19 protein-coding genes and 1 tRNA gene are annotated in these 18017 nt (G+C 72.4%); 8 read left to right on the top strand and 12 right to left on the bottom strand.

Annotated features, from left to right (window positions below; translation table 11 throughout):
* The first annotated feature begins 11 nt into the window (after positions 1 to 11).
* Together ACFYO8_RS20455 and ACFYO8_RS20450 are read left to right on the top strand one after the other, a co-directional pair.
* The gene (locus tag ACFYO8_RS20455; RefSeq protein WP_354868730.1) at positions 12 to 1148 is read left to right on the top strand and encodes a hypothetical protein; all 1137 of its coding nucleotides are present in this window, start codon (positions 12 to 14) and stop codon (positions 1146 to 1148) included.
* Between the two features lie 218 nt (positions 1149 to 1366).
* Positions 1367 to 1807, top strand: a complete 441-nt coding sequence (locus ACFYO8_RS20450; protein ID WP_354868732.1) for an HNH endonuclease — start codon at positions 1367 to 1369, stop codon at positions 1805 to 1807.
* 73 nt (positions 1808 to 1880) lie between these two features.
* Here the strand turns inward: ACFYO8_RS20450 and ACFYO8_RS20445 are convergent, their stop codons facing one another.
* Positions 1881 to 2504: a TetR/AcrR family transcriptional regulator C-terminal domain-containing protein gene (locus ACFYO8_RS20445; RefSeq protein WP_354868735.1), complete on the bottom strand. Its 624-nt coding sequence runs from the start codon at positions 2502 to 2504 to the stop codon at positions 1881 to 1883.
* A 314-nt stretch (positions 2505 to 2818) separates the two neighbouring features.
* Between ACFYO8_RS20445 and ACFYO8_RS20440 the strand changes: the two genes are divergently transcribed.
* Positions 2819 to 3124 (top strand): hypothetical protein, encoded by a 306-nt coding sequence (locus ACFYO8_RS20440; RefSeq protein WP_354868737.1) that lies wholly within the window; start codon positions 2819 to 2821, stop codon positions 3122 to 3124.
* Here the strand turns inward: ACFYO8_RS20440 and ACFYO8_RS20435 are convergent.
* From ACFYO8_RS20435 to ACFYO8_RS20425, 3 genes are all read right to left on the bottom strand, one after another.
* On the bottom strand, positions 3099 to 3254 hold the full coding sequence (locus tag ACFYO8_RS20435; protein WP_354868739.1) for a hypothetical protein: 156 nt from the start codon (positions 3252 to 3254) through the stop codon (positions 3099 to 3101). The two genes, ACFYO8_RS20440 and ACFYO8_RS20435, sit on opposite strands and share 26 nt — an antisense overlap.
* 59 nt (positions 3255 to 3313) lie before the next feature.
* Positions 3314 to 4081 (bottom strand): enoyl-CoA hydratase/isomerase family protein, encoded by a 768-nt coding sequence (locus tag ACFYO8_RS20430; protein WP_354868742.1) that lies wholly within the window; start codon positions 4079 to 4081, stop codon positions 3314 to 3316.
* Positions 4082 to 4156: 75 nt separating this feature from the next.
* On the bottom strand, positions 4157 to 6553 hold the full coding sequence (locus ACFYO8_RS20425) for a M4 family metallopeptidase (protein ID WP_354868744.1): 2397 nt from the start codon (positions 6551 to 6553) through the stop codon (positions 4157 to 4159).
* A 171-nt stretch (positions 6554 to 6724) separates the two neighbouring features.
* Here ACFYO8_RS20425 and ACFYO8_RS20420 point away from each other — a divergent pair, with 171 nt between their 5' ends.
* Both ACFYO8_RS20420 and ACFYO8_RS20415 read left to right on the top strand, forming a co-directional pair.
* Positions 6725 to 7174 (top strand): hypothetical protein, encoded by a 450-nt coding sequence (locus ACFYO8_RS20420; RefSeq protein WP_354868746.1) that lies wholly within the window; start codon positions 6725 to 6727, stop codon positions 7172 to 7174.
* An 80-nt stretch (positions 7175 to 7254) separates the two neighbouring features.
* Entirely contained in the window at positions 7255 to 7911 is a 657-nt protein-coding gene (locus ACFYO8_RS20415) for a type 1 glutamine amidotransferase domain-containing protein (RefSeq protein WP_354868748.1), read from the top strand.
* 6 nt (positions 7912 to 7917) lie between these two features.
* Here the strand turns inward: ACFYO8_RS20415 and ACFYO8_RS20410 are convergent, their stop codons facing one another.
* From ACFYO8_RS20410 to ACFYO8_RS20390, 5 genes are all read right to left on the bottom strand, one after another.
* Positions 7918 to 8529 (bottom strand): histidine phosphatase family protein, encoded by a 612-nt coding sequence (locus tag ACFYO8_RS20410; protein WP_355093930.1) that lies wholly within the window; start codon positions 8527 to 8529, stop codon positions 7918 to 7920.
* 48 nt (positions 8530 to 8577) lie between these two features.
* Positions 8578 to 8997: a VOC family protein gene (locus ACFYO8_RS20405; protein ID WP_355093928.1), complete on the bottom strand. Its 420-nt coding sequence runs from the start codon at positions 8995 to 8997 to the stop codon at positions 8578 to 8580.
* Positions 8998 to 9132: 135 nt separating this feature from the next.
* A complete protein-coding gene (locus ACFYO8_RS20400) occupies positions 9133 to 9633 on the bottom strand; it encodes an AraC family transcriptional regulator (protein ID WP_355093926.1) in 501 nt (166 codons plus the stop codon).
* 147 nt (positions 9634 to 9780) lie between these two features.
* Positions 9781 to 10080 (bottom strand): hypothetical protein, encoded by a 300-nt coding sequence (locus ACFYO8_RS20395; RefSeq protein WP_355093924.1) that lies wholly within the window; start codon positions 10078 to 10080, stop codon positions 9781 to 9783.
* A 154-nt stretch (positions 10081 to 10234) separates the two neighbouring features.
* Positions 10235 to 10311: transfer RNA gene (locus ACFYO8_RS20390), tRNA-Thr, on the bottom strand.
* Positions 10312 to 10676: 365 nt separating this feature from the next.
* Here ACFYO8_RS20390 and ACFYO8_RS20385 point away from each other — a divergent pair.
* Positions 10677 to 11768 (top strand): sn-glycerol-3-phosphate ABC transporter ATP-binding protein UgpC, encoded by a 1092-nt coding sequence (locus ACFYO8_RS20385; protein WP_357708631.1) that lies wholly within the window; start codon positions 10677 to 10679, stop codon positions 11766 to 11768.
* Between the two features lie 58 nt (positions 11769 to 11826).
* On the opposite strand, the gene rlmB is transcribed toward ACFYO8_RS20385, so the two are convergent.
* Positions 11827 to 12942 carry a 23S rRNA (guanosine(2251)-2'-O)-methyltransferase RlmB gene (gene rlmB / locus ACFYO8_RS20380; RefSeq protein ID WP_354868762.1) on the bottom strand — a complete coding sequence of 372 codons (1116 nt, stop codon included), beginning with the start codon at positions 12940 to 12942 and terminating at the stop codon, positions 11827 to 11829.
* The gene (gene cysS / locus ACFYO8_RS20375; protein ID WP_354868765.1) at positions 12942 to 14357 is read right to left on the bottom strand and encodes a cysteine--tRNA ligase; all 1416 of its coding nucleotides are present in this window, start codon (positions 14355 to 14357) and stop codon (positions 12942 to 12944) included. The genes rlmB and cysS overlap by 1 nt, the downstream gene beginning before the upstream one ends.
* 63 nt (positions 14358 to 14420) lie before the next feature.
* Between cysS and ACFYO8_RS20370 the strand changes: the two genes are divergently transcribed.
* Positions 14421 to 15068: a helix-turn-helix domain-containing protein gene (locus ACFYO8_RS20370; RefSeq protein ID WP_354868768.1), complete on the top strand. Its 648-nt coding sequence runs from the start codon at positions 14421 to 14423 to the stop codon at positions 15066 to 15068.
* A 121-nt stretch (positions 15069 to 15189) separates the two neighbouring features.
* Positions 15190 to 16203: a hypothetical protein gene (locus tag ACFYO8_RS20365; protein ID WP_355093922.1), complete on the top strand. Its 1014-nt coding sequence runs from the start codon at positions 15190 to 15192 to the stop codon at positions 16201 to 16203.
* A 68-nt stretch (positions 16204 to 16271) separates the two neighbouring features.
* Here the strand turns inward: ACFYO8_RS20365 and ACFYO8_RS20360 are convergent, their stop codons facing one another.
* Positions 16272 to 17960, bottom strand: a complete 1689-nt coding sequence (locus ACFYO8_RS20360) for a S8 family serine peptidase (RefSeq protein ID WP_355093920.1) — start codon at positions 17958 to 17960, stop codon at positions 16272 to 16274.
* Positions 17961 to 18017 lie beyond the last annotated feature (57 nt).

Raw genomic sequence — 18017 nt, 5'->3', positions numbered from 1 at the left:
GAGGTCGGGCGGTGAGCACCGCGACGCGCGAGCGGCGCGACGAGGAGTACGGGACACCGCGGGACGAACGGACCGCGGTGGTCACCGCGCTGCGACTCGGCTGGTCGATGGCGGACGCCTACCACCACGCGCAGACCGCCGACCTGGCCGAGGACGGGAACCGGCAGATGCCGGCGCCGCCGAAGCTGTCGAACCTGACCGAGCTGGCCGGGCGGCACCGGCTCGGCATGTACCTCGACGGCGTGGACGTCGCGCTGGCCCAGATCGCGCCGCTCACCCCAGCCGGCCGTACGGTGCCGTCCACCGCCGTCGCCCGAGGCGCCACCGGGACCGACCGGGAACCGCTGCTGCGCGCGCTCGACGACCTCAACATCGACGTGCTGCGCTGGACGATGGCGACGAACCACCGGGTGGGCGTGGCGTACCGGCTCGGGCGCTCGCTCGCCGACACCGTCCGGCGCGGCGACGCCGACCAGCTCGCCGGGCGCTTCGCAGGCCGGCACATCCAGATCGGCAGGTGGCTGGACGAGCTGGCGAGCGTGCTGCCGCCGTACTCGGCCGCCGTGGTGCGCCGCTCCCTCGCCGCCTGGGCCACCGCCGTCGGTCGCGCCACTGTCGGCGACCCGGGCGAGGCCGGGCTCGCCGAGCTGGCCCGCGAACTACGCAACCAGGGCGACCTGTGGCAGGACGTGCTGACCGGCGGCCTGCACCCGCGCGACCTGCTGGACGAGGAGAACTGGGCGGTGGTCGCCCGCAACGTCATCATCCGGGACCGGAAGCTGGTGGCGCAGGCGGCCCGGGGCATCTTCTGGCCGGTGCTGGCGCCGCTGCTGGTGGTGCTGCTCGCGGTCGTCGGGGTCAGCGCGGCCGCCGCGGCCGGCTCCCCCACCACCAGGGCGGCGGTGGCGCTCGTCGGCCTCGGCGCCGGGCTCACCGCGATCTGGCGGTCGATCTCCACGCCCACGCTGTCGGTGGCGGCCGAGGTGAACCGCCCGCTGCTGGACAGCGAGCTGGTGGTGCAGATGACCGCCCGGATCGACCGGCCGCTCACCGCCGCGGGACGTGCCGGGCGGGCCGGACGGCAGCGGCGGCCCGCCGACGACGGATCGAAATACGTTGGCCATGATTCCCGAATCGATCTACCGTGATCGCGCAAGGTCAACCACCGCTTCAGGAGCCGACGATGTCGCTACGATCCGCCACCACGATGACGTCGTGGCTGCTCGGTGACGCCTGTCGGGAACACGGCCCCTGGCCCGGAGGGCACGGCTGACGCGTACGTCGCGCGTCCCCGTCGTCGCCGCCCGGTCCCGTGGACCGGGCGGCTTTTTCGTCGCCGTACCGCCGATCGTGAAGGGAGAGCCCGGTGGACGCCGTCCTCGTCATAAACGCCGACCTCGGCCCGCTGCACCGGGTCACCGTCAAGCACGCGATCCGGATGCTCTGCCGCCGGGTCGCCGAGATCCACGAGGCCGAGCCGGACCGGGTGATCGGCGTCTTCCCGCTGCCACGGGTGGTCCGCCTCGTCCGGTACGTGGTGACCCGCTGGCGGTTCAGCGCCGGCCCGGCCTGGTCCCGGGCCGGGGTGCTGGCCCGCGACCGGCGGCGGTGCGCGTACTGCGACGGCGCGGCCACCACCATCGACCACGTCCTGCCCCGCTCCCGCGGTGGCCGGAACACCTGGGGGAACACCACCGCCGCCTGCTACGCGTGCAACCAGCGCAAGGGTGACCGGACCCCCGCCGAGGCGGGCATGCCGCTGCGGCGGGAGCCGGTGACACCGAGCTGGGCCGCGCTGGCGCGGTGACGGACGGCCGGCGGGCACAGGGGGCGGTGCCGGGGGTACTTCCCGGCGCCGCGCCCGCCGGTCCCACCATGCCCTAGGTGTCGAGACGCCGGGCCAGCCCGTCGAGCAGGAGGTCCAGCCCACCACCGAACTCGTCCTCCGGTCCGACCGCGCCGGCGTCGCGCGCGGTCTCGGCGAGCAGGGGGAACTCGTCGCGGGGCAGCGCCTCGATGGCAGCCGTGCCGGGGCCGGCCAGCGCGCCGAGGTGTTCCATCTGGATCGCGCCGACCACGTAGCCGAGCAGGGCGCGGAACGCGACCACCCGCCCGGTTCCGGTGAAGCCGGCCCGGGTCAGCACCGCGAGCACCGCCTCTCCCCAGCGCAGGATCGCCGGTGAGCGGTGCCGGTGCGCGGGCAGCAACGGGACGACGGCCGGATGGGCGCCGACCGCGTGGCGTACCCGGTCGGCCAGCTCCCGGACGCCGTCCGGCCACGGGACGTCGAGCGGCGGCCGGGTGTCCACCCGGTCGAGGACCCGCTCGACGACGAGCGCCTCCAATTCGTCGCGGTCGGCGACGTAGCGGTAGAGGCCCATCGTGCTGGTGCCGAGCTGCGTGCCGACCGCGCGCATGGTGAGGCCGGCGAGGCCGTCCCGGTCGAGCACCGCGAGCGCCGCGTCGGCGAGCCGGGCCGGGGTCAGGGAACGGGGACGAGGCATGGCCTTGACAGCGTACAAGATACGCCTACGGTTGTAGGAGTACGCCGTACGCCTACAACGGGAGCGCGCATGGACGTCGTCAACCCCCGCCACCTGACCAGCGTGACCGGCGCCCAGGTCGCCCTGCCGGACCCGGACCGCCTGGTCCACCTCCAGTTCCGTCGCTTCGCCGGCTGCCCGGTCTGCAACCTCCACCTGCGCTCGATCGTCCGCCGGCACGCCGAGATCGAGGCGGCCGGCGTACGCGAGGTGGTCCTCTTCCACTCCCCGCCGACGAACTGCGCGAGCACGTCGCCGACCTGCCGTTCGCCGTCGTGGCCGATCCGGACCGGCGGCTCTACCGGGAGTTCGGGGTGGAGTCGGCGCGGCGGTCGCTGCTCGACCCACGCGCCTGGCTGCCGATCCTGCGTGCCGTGGCGACCGGCACCTGGCACGTCCTGCGCGGCCGCGAACGGCTGCCGTCCCGCACGCCGCACGGCGGCCGGCTCGGGCTGCCGGCCGACTTCCTGATCGCGCCGGACGGCCGGGTGCTCGCCGCGAAGCACGGCGAACACGCCTCCGACCAGTGGTCGGTGGACGAGCTACTGACCCAGGTCAGCGGGAGCCGGTCGACACGCTGACCGCCGGATCGCCGGGGTGTTCCCGCAGGAACGCCTCGGCCAGCGCGAACGTCAACACCGTGCCGACCAGCAGCAGCCGGACACGGTGGCGTCCCCGCTTGATCTCCCGACGTTCCGAATCAGCGTCCACGATGGTCCCCCGTTCGACGGCCGGGACGTACCCATCGGGGGATGCCGGTCAAACGGCGGTCAGCGCGTGGCGGGCGGGGTCCAGCCGAAGCGCGGCGGCCGGCGCTCGTTGACGGCCGCAACCCCCTCGCGGGCCTCGCCGCTGTCCCGCACCTGGGCGTGCCACCAGGCCAGCCGGTCGGCGTCGGCACGCCCGTCGACGATCTCCTTCGCGGCGGTCACGGTGAGCCGGGACCGCTCGGCGATGGTGGCGGTCAGCGCCGCCACCCGCCCGGCCAGGTCCCCGGCCGGCAACACCTCGTCCACCAGGCCGATCCGCAGTGCCCGCTCGGCGTCGACCAGCTCGCTGGTGAACAGGAGATGCTTCGCAGCGGACGGTCCGACCAGCGCGGCCAGCCGCCGGGTGGTCGGTGCCGGGTAGACCAGGCCGAGCCGGGCCGGGGGTACGCCGAACCGGGCGTCCGCGGCGGCCAGCCGCAGGTCGCAGGCGACGGCGAGCTGACAGCCGCCGCCCACGCAGGCACCCTCGATCGCCGCCACGGTGGGGCGGCCGAATGCGGCGAGCCGTTCCTCGGCGGCCACCGCGATGCTGCCGTCACCGGCGGCCAGCAGCTCGTCCAGGTCGCCGAGGTCGGCGCCGGCGCAGAACGTGCCGCCCGCGCCGGTGAGCACCAGCACCCGTACCGCCGGGTCCGCCTCCAGGCCGTCGAGCAGCACCGGGAGCTGCCGCCACATGGCCGGGGTCATGGCGTTGCGCCGGGCCGGGTTGTGGATGACCACCGTCGCCACCGGGCCGTCCAGGGCGACTGTCAGTTCCGCGTCGGACATGGTGCGACCGTAACGGCCGGGGCCCGGCGACCACCCGCGTGGGGTGGCCGCCGGGCCCCGGAGTCGGCGGTCAGGTCAGGAGACGTTGATCGCGGTGTCGTCGAGCACGAACGAGGTCTGCAGCGAGACGTCCTCGGTGCCGGTGAACTTCAGCGTGACGGTCTGCCCGGCGTACGCCGCCAGGTTGAACGACTTCTGGCTGTAGCCGCTGGCCTTGTTCAGGTTCGAGTAGGTCGCCAGCGTGGCCAGCACCGAGCCGGACGAGTTGAGCACCTGCACGTTCAGCTTGTCGTACTGGACGCTGCTGGTGGTCTCCGCCGTGTCGATGTGCAGCCAGAACGAGAGGGTGTACGCGGAGCAGCCGCTCGGCAGGCTCACCGACTGCGACAGCGTCTCGGTACGGGTGCTGCCGTAGCCGTTCATCCACGCGTTCCAGGATCCGGTGCGGGTCGGCTGGCTGCTGCCGTGCTGCCCGATCACGCCGGAGCTGGCGGACCAGACCGTGTTGCCGGACTCGAAGCCGGGGTTGCCGAGCTTCTGGCCCGCGCCGGTGCAGCCGCCGCCGACGCTGCTCACGGTCAGCGAGTACGTGGCGGTCTTGGCGCCGGACGCCGCGCTGCCGCTGACCGTCACCGAGTAGGTGCCGGTCGGGGTGCTGGAGCTGGTGGAGATGGTGAGCGTGGACGAGCCGCCCGAGGTCACCGAGGCGGGGCTGAACGACGCGGTGGCGCCGGTCGGCAGGCCGGACGCGGAGAACGTCACGGTCTGCGCGGTGCCGCTGGTGGTGGACGTGGCGACGGTGGCGGAGACCGAACCGCCCGCGGTCACCGACCCGGCGGTCGGCGAGAGCGAGACGGAGAAGTCGTTGCCGGTCGAGCTGCACGGCGCGTCGTTGCCGGCGACGTTCACCGCGGTCCACGCCGCCTGGACGGTCTTGTACTCGGTGGAGCAGTTGCCGTACAGGTCGGTAGCGGCCCGCAGGCTGTACGCGCGGGCGGTGTTGGCCGGGTTGCTGGTGTTCACGTACGAGGTGTTCGAGGTGAAGTACACGTCGAGCGCCCGGTACCAGATCTTCTCCGCCTTGGTGCGGCCGATGCCGGTGACCGCCGGGGCCGAGCCGCAGACCGGCGAGGTGCCGTACGCGGTGGCGCCGGTGCCCTCGGCGAGGTTGAAGAAGAAGTGGTTGCCGACGCCGGAGGAGTAGTGCACGTCCTTGTTCTTCGTGCTGGTGGACCAGCAGGAGTCGGACGAGCCGTCCAGCGACGGGTTGTACATGTAGCGCAGCGGCGTACCGTTGCCGTTGATGTTGATCTTCTCGCCGACCTGGTAGTCGCCCGCGTCGCTCGGCGCGGCGGCGTAGAACTCCACCATGTTGCCGAAGATGTCGCTGGTCGACTCGTTGAGGCCGCCGGACTCACCGGAATAGACCAGCCCGGCCAGCGCCTCGGTGACGCCGTGGCTCATCTCGTGCCCGGCCACGTCCAGCGAGACCAGGGGGCGGGAGTTGCTGGAGCCGTCGCCGTAGGTCATCTGGGCGCCGTCCCAGAACGCGTTCACGTAGTTGTTGCCGTAGTGCACCCGGCTCGGCACGCCCTGGCCGTTGCCGAAGATGCCGTTGCGGCCGTGCACGTTCTTGAAGTAGTCGAACGTCTTGGCGGCACCGAAGTGGGCGTCCACGGCGGCCGACTGCCGGTTCGAGTTGGCGCCGGTGCCCCACGCGTTGTCCGCGTCGGTCAACGTGGTGCAGCTGGAGGTCCCGTTGTTCATGTCGCAGGTACGGCCGTTGCCGCGTACCGGGTCGATCATCTGGTACGTGCTGCCGGACAGCGTCGTGTCGATGGTGACCGAGCCGGTGTAGATGCCCTGGCCCGTGCCGGCCACCGTCTCGATCTCGTCGTACGAGCCGATCACCTTGCCGGTGGTGGCGTCGGTGACGACGTGCAGCTTCGACGGCGTCTGCTTGTCCGCCTTCCAGCCGGTCGCGACGGTCTCCCAGGCGAGACGGCCCTTGCCGCTGCTGGCGTCGACGAACAGCTCCGGTGCGCCGACCGAGGTGAGCGAGCCGGAGAACGCCTTGCGGGCGCTGGCCTTGGCGGCCTCCGCTCCGACCTTCGCGGTGGTGCCCAGGGTCAGCGGGGCGGAGAGGCTGACCGACGCGCCGGTCATGGTGCCGTTCGCGGCGGTGTGGATGACGAAGTCACCGCCGTACACCCGGAGGCCCTGGTAGGTCCGGCTGTAGCGGGTGTGCGCCGCCCCGGACGGGTCGACCTTGGTGCGGACGGCCTGATAGGCCTCACCACTGGCGCCCTGGACGGCGCCGGGGTTGGCACGCAGCAGGCTCGCGGACCGGGCTACGGCCGAGGCCTCAGCGCTGGGTGCGCTTGGCGCTGCCGCTTGCGCAGAGGTGGTGACGCAGGCCAGCACGCTGCTGGTGAGCAGCGCTGCGCTGACGGCGGCGACGGATCTTTTCACGGGCCCTCCTGGAAGGCGGATGTTGTGACGGGGGTTGTCACTGGTGTAGATATAGCGATACATCGAAAAACGTGAAAGAGGCTGGCGTGCTCTCGCCGGAGACACTGACCGAACGGATGAGGAGGAGCGGTGACCCGGAACCGGGTGGTCCCGTCGCGCGTCCGATCGGGTATGAGAGCTGCCCCCGCCATCGCTGCCGTCGCCGCCCTTCTCGTCCCGATCGCCGGCTGCGCCCGCACCGACGCGCCACCCGTCATCACGGACGGCCCCTCGCCGCTGGCCGCCGAGGTCGTGCTCGTGAAGTCCGGCGGCATAGCCGGGGTGAAGGACACGGTCACCGTGCGGCCGGACGGCCAGTGGACCAAGACCGACCGGACCGGCGCCGCCCAGGAGGGCCGGCTCGCCACGGCGGACCTCACCCGGCTGCAGCAGCTCACCACCGACCCCCGGCTGGCCGCCGAGACCGCGGAAACCAAGGGCCCGGACAACTGCGCCGACGGGTTCACCTACCGGCTGACCGTCGGCCCGGCCCAGACCGGGTACGTGGACTGCGGGGCCGCCGCCCGGCCACCGGCCGTCACCGCGCAGGTGGTCGAACTGCTCGGCGACGCCACCGGCTGACCCGCCCGGACCTCAAACCCGATCCGGCTGTGACTTCGGCCTATGGCCGGCGGACGGGCGAGCGGGCCAGCATGGAGGGCATGACTCGCGCACTCATCGCCATGACCAGTCACTCCGAGCTGGGCCGCACCGGCCGCTCGACCGGCTACTACGTCGGCGAGGCCGCCGAGCCGTGGGAGGTGTTCCGGGCCGCCGGGTACGACGTCGACCTGGTGTCGGTGGCCGGCGGGGAGCCGCCGGTCGACGGCCGGGACGAGAACGACAGCACCCAGAACGACTTCCTCGCGACCGCAGGCGTCACCGACACGCCGAAGGCCGCCGACGTCGACCCGGACGGGTACGACGTGATCCTCTTCGCCGGCGGTCACGGCACCATGTGGGACTTCCCCGACGACCCCGACCTGGCCCGGATCGCCCGCTCGGTCTACGAGCGCGGCGGCGTGGTGGCCGCCGTCTGCCACGGACCGGCGGCGCTGGTGAACCTCACCCTCACCGACGGCTCCCGGCTGATCGCCGGCAAGCGGGTGGCCGGCTTCACGAACAGCGAGGAGGCGGCCGTCGGCCTCACCGACGAGGTGCCGTTCCTGCTCGCCGACAAGCTCGCCGAGGCGGGCGCGCAGCACGTGCCGGCGCCGGACTTCACCGAGCACGTGGTGGTCGACGAGCGCCTGGTGACCGGCCAGAACCCGCAGTCCGCCCGCGCCGTGGCCGACGCCGTGGTGAAGCTGCGCGCCTGAGCGCGGTCAGATCCGGTAGTCGTCGGGCAGGCCGGTGGCACGCAGCTCGGGCGGCAGGTGGGCGACGTCGTTGAACGCGATGAGCGCCGGCGGGCCGCCCGAGCTGTAGCGGATCACCGTGAGCCCGCAGTTCTGCTGATTGAGCCCGATCCATCGCCGGGCCGGCGCCTCCAGCGCGTTCAGCACCAGCCAGGCGACCAGGAAGTTGTGGGTGACGACCAGCTCGCGTACGTCACCCTGCGCGGGGGCGGTGGCGAACCGGGCCACCGCCTCCGCCGTCACGCGCGGCCCGTCGCGCCGCTCCCGCTCGGTGAAGCCGGCCAGGAACGCCGCGTACCGCTCCGGCAGCTCGGCCGGGTCGGTGTCGTGCGGCACGTGGTCGCCGGCGCGGTCGTCCGCGCGTACCGGAACACCCGGCAGCGACGCCGCGACCAGCGCGGCGGTCTCCGCGGCCCGGCGGGCCGGCCCATGGTGTACGGCGTCGAAGCGCGTGCCGCGCAGCCGCTCGCCCAGCAGCGTCGCCTGCCGCCGGCCCTTCTCGGACAGGCCGGGGTCCGCCTCCTCCTCCGGGCGGTCCTGCTCGCCGTGGCGGACCAGGTAGAGCAGTCGGCTGGGCATCGGCACCTCCACGGTCGGGGACAGCGAGACTAACCCGCCGCCCGGCTCTCATGGACGCTGGTGCATCTGCCCGACCCGGATGCGGTTGCCGAACGGGTCGCGGATGCCGAAGTCGATGCCGTACGGCTGGTCGGCCGGCTCGTCGGTCACCTCCACGCCGTTGGCGACCAGGTCCGCGTACGTCTTGTGCGCGTCGTCGGTGGTGAAGAACAGGAACCCGCCCGAGGCGCCCTTGGTGAGCAGTTCCCGGACCTGCTCGGCGGTCTTCGGGTCCAGGGCCGGCGGGCCCGGCTTCTCCAGCAGGATCTCCCGGCCTGGGTCGCCCGGCACACGCACGGTGAGCCAGCGCATGAAGCCGAGATCCTGGTCGGTGCTGACCTCCAGGCCGAGCTTGCCGACATAGAAGTCGAGCGCCTCGTCCTGGTCGAGCACGTAGATCTGGGAGCGGGAAGTCGAAGTCATCGTCATGCCGACGACGCTAGAGCAGCGCTCCGGCCCGCTGCTTATCCAAAACAGCGCCGCCGCGGCCGCGTACGCCCGCGAGGAACCGGCTGGCCGGATTGCGCTGGGTACGGCGGACCCGGCTCGGCGACCGGCTCTGGGTCATGGTGCGGCGGCAGGTCCGGAGGCGTTGACCGCGGCGGCTCGTCTCGCGGTGGCCTTCTTGCCCTCCGTGGCCGGCTTGCCGGCGGCGGCCGGCTTGCTCGCCGTGCTGCTCGGGCGCATCCAGGCCTTGGTGAAACAGCTCGGGACGCCGGCCGGCGCGGCCTTGTGGCGCCGGTAGGCCGACGGCGACTCACCGACGATGCCGTGGAACGTCCGGCTGAACGTGCCCAGACTGCCGAAGCCGACCAGGTGGCAGATCTCGGTGACCGGTTCGCCGGTGCACGCCAGCAGGTACATGGCACGCTCCACCCGGCGGCGTTGCAGATAGCGGTGCGGCGTCTCGCCGAAGGTGGCCCGGAACGTACGGATGAAGTGCGCCTCCGAGACGTACGCGATCCGGGCCAGCGCGGGAATGTCCAGCGGCTGCGCGTACGCCCGGTCCATCGCGTCCCGGGCGCGCAGCATCGCCCGGTTGGACTCCTCGACGGCGCGGCTCATCGCCGGTCAGAAGGCCCGGCCTGGCACCTGCACGACTGCCCGGTTGGCACCACGGGACAGGACCTGCGCTTGCTCCTGGGTCATCCGAGCAGAATCCCAGTACCGCTCGACGAGCGTCCAGCCCGAACCGTCACCCACGGCGCCGGCTCAGGCGACGAACCAACCCAACGGCTCCCAGGCGTCGCCATCAGCGGGAACCGCGGCTGCGAACGCCTCGGACCGCTGGGCCTCTGCACGCAACCGAGCTGCCTGCTCTGCGTTGACCGCATACAGGACGAGCCGTCGAGGCCGGCCCGGAACCCAGTCCGGCCCGGCCGAGAACCAGAACAACCGACCCCCATGACGGGCCAGGCCGTCCAGCGGTCCGTCGTACCAGTCCAGCATCTCGACGATCTCGACTCCGACGACCTCGGGCAGGGCATGCGAGCCGCCGTCATCGTGAGCCATCCCCGCATGCTAGCCGCTTCATCGAGCCACTGCGATGCCGCTGTCAGGCGGCCACGCACGTCCGATCGCGACGGCGGCGTCGACATCCGGCGACGGGCGACTGGGCGGCCGCGCGTCTCGTGGCGACGGCGGCACCGGAGTGCCTTGGTGGAATTGGAGCCCCCGGCCGGGATCGAACCGGCGACATCTCGCTTACAAGGCGAGTGCTCTGGCCAGCTGAGCTACAGGGGCGCGTGCGTTGGGGGTCAGCATAGCGACTGAGCCCCGGAAATCCCGCCTCGCAGGGCTCCCGAGCACGGAAAACGTCGGTATCCCGACCGGGATGGTGATGGATCATCACCTGGCCGCGCTCTCAGGTGGGGAGATTGATGCCGCGCCGTGCCCGACTGACCGTTATGCGTATGCCGTCCGTCCCATCCCTCGCGCCACGTCTTGGCACGATCGCGAAAGCCGTTTACCGTGCAGTGACACGGACGACACTCCGGCCGGCCTCGGCTGCCCGAGCGACGACCCCGTTGGCCGGCGCCTCGGGCGCCGGTCGCTCCTTCACTCGGATCGTCCGGCACGTTCCTGCCGGTGAAAGGAAGCGCTCCATCATGGCTACGGTCACCTACTCGAAGGCGTCCCGGATCTATCCGGGCACCGAGCGCCCCGCCGTCAACCAGCTCGACCTCCAGATCGGTGACGGGGAGTTCCTCGTCCTGGTCGGCCCGTCCGGCTGCGGCAAGTCCACCAGCCTCCGGATGCTCGCCGGCCTGGAGGACGTCGACGACGGCGCGATCTACATCGACGACCGGGACGTCACCCACCTCCCGCCGAAGGCCCGCGACATCGCGATGGTCTTCCAGAACTACGCCCTCTACCCGCACATGACGGTGTACGAGAACATGGCGTTCGCCCTCAAGCTGCGCAAGACCTCGAAGGCGGAGATCGACCGGCGGGTCAAGGAAGCGGCCGGGCTGCTCCAGCTGGAGGAGTTCCTCAGCCGCAAGCCGAAGGCGCTCTCCGGCGGTCAGCGCCAGCGTGTCGCCATGGGCCGCGCGATCGTCCGCGAGCCGCAGGTCTTCCTCATGGACGAGCCGCTGTCGAACCTCGACGCCAAGCTGCGTGTGCAGACCCGTACCCAGATCGCCTCGCTCCAGGCGAAGCTGGGCGTCACCACCGTCTACGTCACCCACGACCAGGTCGAGGCCATGACCATGGGTCACCGGGTGGCGGTCATGCTCGACGGCGTGCTCCAGCAGGTGGACACCCCGCGGGCGCTCTACGACACCCCGACCAACGTCTTCGTCGCCGGCTTCATGGGCTCCCCGGCCATGAACATCAAGACGGTGAAGCTGACCGACCAGGGCGGCGTGTTCGCCGAGATGATCATGCCGCTGACCCGCGAGCAGGTCGAGGCGGCCCGCGCCGAGGGCGGCGACGGCAAGGTCACCGTCGGCTTCCGTCCGGAGGACTGCGACCTGGTGAGCCCGTCCGAGGGCGGCATGCCGGTCGTGGTCGAGCTGGTCGAGGACCTGGGCTCCGACGCCAACGTCTACGGCCACGCCGCGCTTGAGGGCCACAACGAGCGGTTCGTGGTCCGCACCGACCGGCGCACCATGCCGAACATGGGCGACACCGTGTTCGTCAAGCCGCGTGTCGGCCGTAGCCACGTCTTCCACGCCACCACCGGCATCCGGATCTGACGTACGCGAAAGAAGGGGCGGCCCGCCACGGCGGACCGCCCCTTCTTCGTACTCTCGATCAGGCCTCGACGGACCGGCGGCGGGCGACCTCGGCGAGCGTGACCGCGGCGGCGACGCTGGCGTTGAGCGACTCCACGTCGGAGATCATCGGGATGCTGACGGTCAGGTCGCAGGTCTCCCCGACCAGGCGGGACAGCCCGCGGCCCTCCGAGCCGACCACCACGACCAGCGGGCCGACGGCGGCCTCCAGGTCGTACAGGTCGGTCTGCCCGTCGGCGTCCAGGCCGACCACGACGAAGCCGGCGTCCTTGCACGCCTTGAGCGACCGGGTCAGGTTGGTGACCTGGGCGACCGGCACGCGCGCCGCCGCGCCGGCGCTGGTCCGCCAGGCGGTCGCGGTGATCCCGGCGGCACGCCGTTCGGGTACGAAGACACCCTGCGCGCCGAACGCGGCGGCCGACCGGATGACAGCGCCGAGGTTGCGCGGGTCGGTGACCCCGTCCAGCGCGACGAGCAGCGGGGCGGCCTGCTCCAGCGCGGCGGCGACCAGGTCGTCGAACGCCTCGTAGACGAACGGCGGCACCTGGAGGCCTACCCCCTGGTGCAGCACCCCGCCGGTCATCCGGTCCAGCTCGGCGCGGCTGACCTCCAGGATCGCGATGCCCCGGTCGGCGGCGGTGCGGACGATCTCCTTGACCCGGTCGTCCATGTCGATGCCCTGCGCGGTGTAGAGCGCGGTCGCGGGCACCTGGGTGCGCAGCGACTCCAGCACCGGGTTGCGCCCGACCAGCAACTCCGGGCTGTCCTTCGCCGGGTTGGCCTTGCGACCCGGCGCGACCCGAGGGCCGCCCCGGCCGCCGGGCTTGCCCTTGCCGCCCTTGAGCGGCACACCGGGCCGGCTGCCCTTGCCCCAGGTGGTGTCCTTGGTGCCGGGCTGGCCGATCTTGGGCGAGCGGCCCTCCTCGGCGGCGGCGCGGCGCTCCTTGTCCTGCTTCCAGGCGGTGCGCTGGGGCAGCTTCTCGGTGCCCGAGTACGCCTTGTGCCAGGGCCGCTCGTCGGCGGGCAGCGTGCGGCCCCGCCCGCCGAGAGAGTCCTTGTTCTTGCCACCGGTGCCCTTGGGGGCACCCGCCTTCGGCGTCAGTCGCCGGCCACGGCGCTGCGAGTTGCCGGCCATCAGTCCTGCTCTCCAATAGTCCAACGCGGGCCCTGGGGGGTGTCCTCGACGACCACGCCTGCCTGCTTGAGCTGGTCGCGTACGGCGTCGGCGGCCGCCCAGTCCTTGCGGCTGCGGGCCTGCGCGCGCTGCTCCAGGGCCAGCGCGATCAGGGAGTCCACCACACCGCGCAGGTCGTCCGTGCGGCCGCCGCCGGTCCAGGCCGGGTCCAAGGGGTCGACGCCGAGGATATCCAGCATCGCCCGGGTGGCGGCGAGCGTCGTGCGGACGGTCACATCGTCCCCGGCGGTGAGCGCGGTGTTGCCGTCGCGCACCACCTCGTGCAGCGCCGCCAGCGCCGCAGACGTGTTGAGGTCGTCGTCCATCGCCGCGACGAACCCGGCCGGCAGGTCGCCGGGCCGGCCCGCGCCGACCCGCTCGGCCGCCCGCTGCACGAAGCCCTCGATCCGCCGGTACGCGACAGCGGCCTCGCGCAGCGCGTCCTCGGAGTAGTCGATGCGGGAGCGGTGGTGCGCGGCGACGTAGTAGTAGCGCAGCTCCACCGTGCGGACCCCGAGCGAGGCCACATAGTCGAGGTCGAGCGTGTTGCCGAGCGACTTGCCCATCTTGGTGCCGCCGATGCTGAGCAGGCCGTGGTGCACCCAGTAGCGCGCGAACGGCAGGTCGGCGGCCTGCGACTGGGCGATCTCGTTCTCGTGGTGCGGGAATGTCAGATCGAGCCCACCGCCGTGGATGTCGAAATCGGGGCCCAGGTAGCGCCAGCACATGGCCGAGCACTCGATGTGCCAGCCGGGGCGTCCGCGCCCCCACGGCGACGGCCAGTAGGCATCGGCCGGCTCGCCCGGCTTGACGCCCTTCCAGAGCGCGAAGTCACGCGGGTCGCGCTTGCCCCGGTCGGGGGCGTCGTCCGCGGACTGCATGTCCGCAGGCGACTGGCCGGACAGCGAACCGTACGCGGGCCAGGAGGCCACGTCGAAGTAGACGTCGCCGGAGCCGTCGGTGGCCGGATAGGCGTGACCGGTCTCGATCAGCCGGGCGATCAGCTCGTGCATCTCCGGGACGTGCCCGGTGGCGCGCGGCTCGCACGTCGGGGGGAGCACGTTGAGCGCGCGGTAGGAGGCGGCCAGGATCTGCTCGTTCGCGTACGCGATCGACCAGAACGGCCGGTCCTGCTCCATCGCCTTGACCAGGATCTTGTCGTCGATGTCGGTCAGGTTGCGGATGAACGTGACCTCGAAGCCCTTGCTGAGCAGCCAGCGGCGCAGCACGTCGTAGTTGACGCCGGAGCGAAGGTGACCGATGTGCGGCGGGGCCTGGAGCGTGAGACCACACAGGTAGACCCCCACCTTGCCGGCTTCCCGCGGGACGAAGTCCCGCACCGATCGGGTGGCGGTGTCATACAGACGTAGTGTCACCTCACAAGGGTAGCCGCCCGCACATTTCCGGGTTGGCCGGAGCCGGGTCGTACGCTGCGTGCTGTGGACACGGCGGCGCGTTCCGGAGAGACCGCACAGACCCTGGACCGGGGTCTGCGGCTGCTGCACCTCGTCGCGGACGCGCCGGGCGGGCTGACAGTCACCGAGGCGGCGCACCGGCTGGGCATCGGCCGGGCGGCCGTCTACCGGCTGGTCGGCGCGCTGACCGGCCACGGGATGCTGCGGCGCGACGGCGAGGGCCGCCTGCGCATCGGCGTGGGCGTGCTGCACCTGGCCCGACGCGCCCAGCCGCTGCTGGCCGAGGGAGCGCTGCCCGCGCTGCGCCGCCTCGCCGAGGGCACCGGCGCGACCGCCCACCTGACTGTGGTCGAGAGCGGCGAGGGGGTCGCGCTGGCGGTGGTCGAGCCGAGCTGGACGTCCTTCCACGTGGCGTACCGGACCGGCACCCGGCACCCGCTGGAGCGGGGCGCGGCGGGCCGGGCGGTGCTGGCCGGGCGGACCGGCGATCCGGGGCCGGTGAGCACCAGCGGCGAGCTGCAGTCGGGCGCGTACGGGGTGGCCGTCCCGGTGCTCGGCGTGCCGGGTCTGGAGGGCAGCGTCGGGGTGGTGTCGCTGACCCCACTCGACGTGGCGGACGTCGGCGCCCAGGTCACGGCCGCCGCCGAGGCGGTGGCCGCCGCGCTCTCCTGACACGGGGCCGATAGCACACCGGCGGGTCGCTCGGGGGTTGTCCACAGGGCGCGGCGGGCGGCTCGGCTGCGGCTGTCCACAGGGGTACCGGTCTCTGCCCGTGCGCCGCCACGCTCGTCAGATGCCACCTCATCCTCATCGACCGCCGGAGCTGGCCTGGCAGGTCTTCCGGGGCTCGGAAGCGATCCGGCGCGGGCTGCTGTCCCGGCACCATCTGCGGGGCGCGTCCTGGATCCGGCTCCGGCAGGACGTCTACGCCGACGCGCGACTCGACCGCGACCACGCACTGGCCTGCCGCGCCGCGTTGCTGCGCATGCCGGCCGGCGCCTCGATCGCCGGCCCCTCGGCGGCCTACCTGCACGGGGTCGAGCACGCCGCCGGATTCACCGACGACGTGCACGTCCTGCTGCCGGCCACGGTCCGGGCCGACTCGCAGCCGGGTGTCCGGGTGCACCACGCCCCGATGTCGAGCACGCGCAGCGGCCTCCTGGTCCCCGTCGGCGCCGCCCCGCGAACGGTCTCAGCCGCAGGAACCGCCCCACACGCGGGCACGGCATCGAAACCGTACGCGCCGCCGTCACTCGGCGCGGCGGTGATCCTGGCCGGGCCGCCGCCGCGTACCGATCCGGTCGCCTGTGCCTGGGAGACCGCGGTCTGGGCCGATCCGGTGAAGGCGGTCGGCATCATCGACGGGCTGCTGCGTGCCGGTTCGGTGAGCCGCTCGGCGTTGGCGGGCGAGGCGGCCCGGAACGCCGCTCGTCCCGGTGGGCGGCGGGCGACGTGGGTGTTCGGCCTGACCGACGGGCTGGCCCAGTCACCGCCCGAGTCCCACCTGCGGGTACGCCTCGTCTTCGCCGGCCTGCCGCGCCCGGTGGCCCAGCATCCGGTGCGCGTGTCGCCCGGCCTGATCCTGCACCCCGACCTGGCCTGGCCGGAGTTCCGGGTCGCCGTCGAGCACGACGGTCAGGGGCACGCCGACGCGGACCGGACGCACTTCGACCGGCGGCGGCTCGACCAGCTCGTCGAGGCCGGCTGGCTGGTCCTGCACGTGACCGGCCGCCGCCTGCACAAGGAGTTCCCCGCCCTGGTCCGGGAGATCCGCGCCGCCCTGGTGGCCCGGGGATGGCGGCCGTGACACGGGCCGGAACGCCGAGGTGGCGGTGTCCGGGCACTCCGGACACCGCCACCTCGGGGAAACTGTCGTTACGGTCGGACGTTCGGCTTGACCGGGGTCTTCACCGCGGCGTAGGCGTCGACGATGCCGTAGCCGTAGAAGCCGTTGAAGTTCAGCGAGCCCGCGCAGTACGCGTCGAACTCGGCGTCCCGGCCCTCGTTGGTGTAGGACTGCAGCCGCGGCTCCGGGCAGGCGTGCTCGGCCGCCGTCCGGTAGAGGTGCTGCTCGACCAGGTTCGGCGCCATGCCGTAGCCGTTGCGGCCCTCCTTCTTGCCGTGCTTGCTGACGATCAGCGCCGCCACACCCGAGACGTGCGGGGACGCCATCGAGGTGCCCTGGAGGTAGGTGTAGTAGCCACACTCACCCTTGGCGGTGCACTGCTTGAACACCGACTCCTCGAAGCCGGCGACGATGTTTCCGTTCTCGTCGACCGACCCCTCCTCCTGGAGCACCTTCTTCGGGTACGTGGAGAGGATCATGTTGGCGTCCGTGCGGTAGGTGTCGGTGCCGAAGCCGTCCCGGAACCAGCCACCCGGCGCCGCCACCGAGATCTGCTCGGTGCCGTAGTTCGAGTAGTCGGCCTTCTTGCCGGACGGGCCGACCGCCGACACGCCGATCACGTGCGGGCCCTCGACCGGCAGGTCCCAGCAGCTCGCGTTGTCGATCGGGCGCGGGTACGGGTCGGCGCCGTAGTCCGGGCTGCTCACGTCGGTACGCGGCGCGCCCAGGTCCTCGTGGTTGTTGCCGAGCGAGCCGACGAGCGTGACGCCGTTGCGGTGCGCGAAGTTCAGCGCCCGCTTCATCGCCTCGATCACGGTGCGCTGCTCGGCCTGGGCCTCCGGCGAGTCGGCCGGGTTGGCGGTGCAGTTGTAGAGCCACGGGTCGACGTAGAAGGACATGTTCACCACGTCCAGCCCGGAGCGGCCCGCGTGCACCAGGGCGTTCACCACCGGGTTGAGGAAGAAGTAGCCGCTGTCCTGGCCACCCTTCAGCTCCACCAGGGAGACGTTCGGGGCCACGCCGGACAGGCCGAAGCCGTTCGCGGCGGCGCCGATGGTGCCGGCCACGTGCGTGCCGTGCCCGCCGTCGTCGGTGCCGACCGGGTCGAGGCAGCTCGCCACCTCGCACGGGCCGTCCACCTCGGGGATGTCCGGGGCGAAGTTGCGCGACAGCGCCCAGTTGAAGTTCGGTGCCAGGTCGGGCTGGCTGGCGTCGACGCCGGTGTCCAGGACGCCGACGGTCACCCGACGGTCGCCCGGCTCGATCTTGCGGGCCTTGTCGGCCCGGATCATGTCCAGGCCCCAGAGCTTGTCGTCGAGCGGGTCCATCTTCTTGCTCTTGCCCTTGGCGACCTTGCCCTTGGTCGCCGCGGCGGCCAGCAGGTGCTCCTGCTCGACCCGGTCCAGCTTCGGCTTGCGGCCGATCGCCTTCTCCTCGGCGGCGCCGACCAGGGCACCGGCCGCGTTGGCCCGGCTGGCGAAGTCCGCCCGGTCGCTTCTGACCTGGAAGAGGCCGACGTCGTCGGTGCGGGCGACGACCTTGCCACCGGCGGCGGTGATCGCGGCGATCGCGGCGTCGGTGGAGACGCCGCTCTCGGCCAGCACGGTGAAGGTCCGGGTGTCCGACGGCGCGGCGCTCGCCGGGATGCCCAGGCCGGTCACCGTGAGTGCCAGCGAGGCCGCAGCCGCGACCGCGCCGACGGTGAAGCGCTTGCTCACCACATTCAGATCCTCTCGTTGAGGGACGTGGTGTCATCCCACCTCACGGGAGCGCGT

Source organism: Micromonospora sp. NPDC005257 (genome assembly GCF_042872445.1).
GTDB lineage: Bacteria > Actinomycetota > Actinomycetes > Mycobacteriales > Micromonosporaceae > Micromonospora.
Note: the sequence above shows the minus strand (reverse complement) of the source record. Positions and strands in the feature narration are given on the sequence as shown.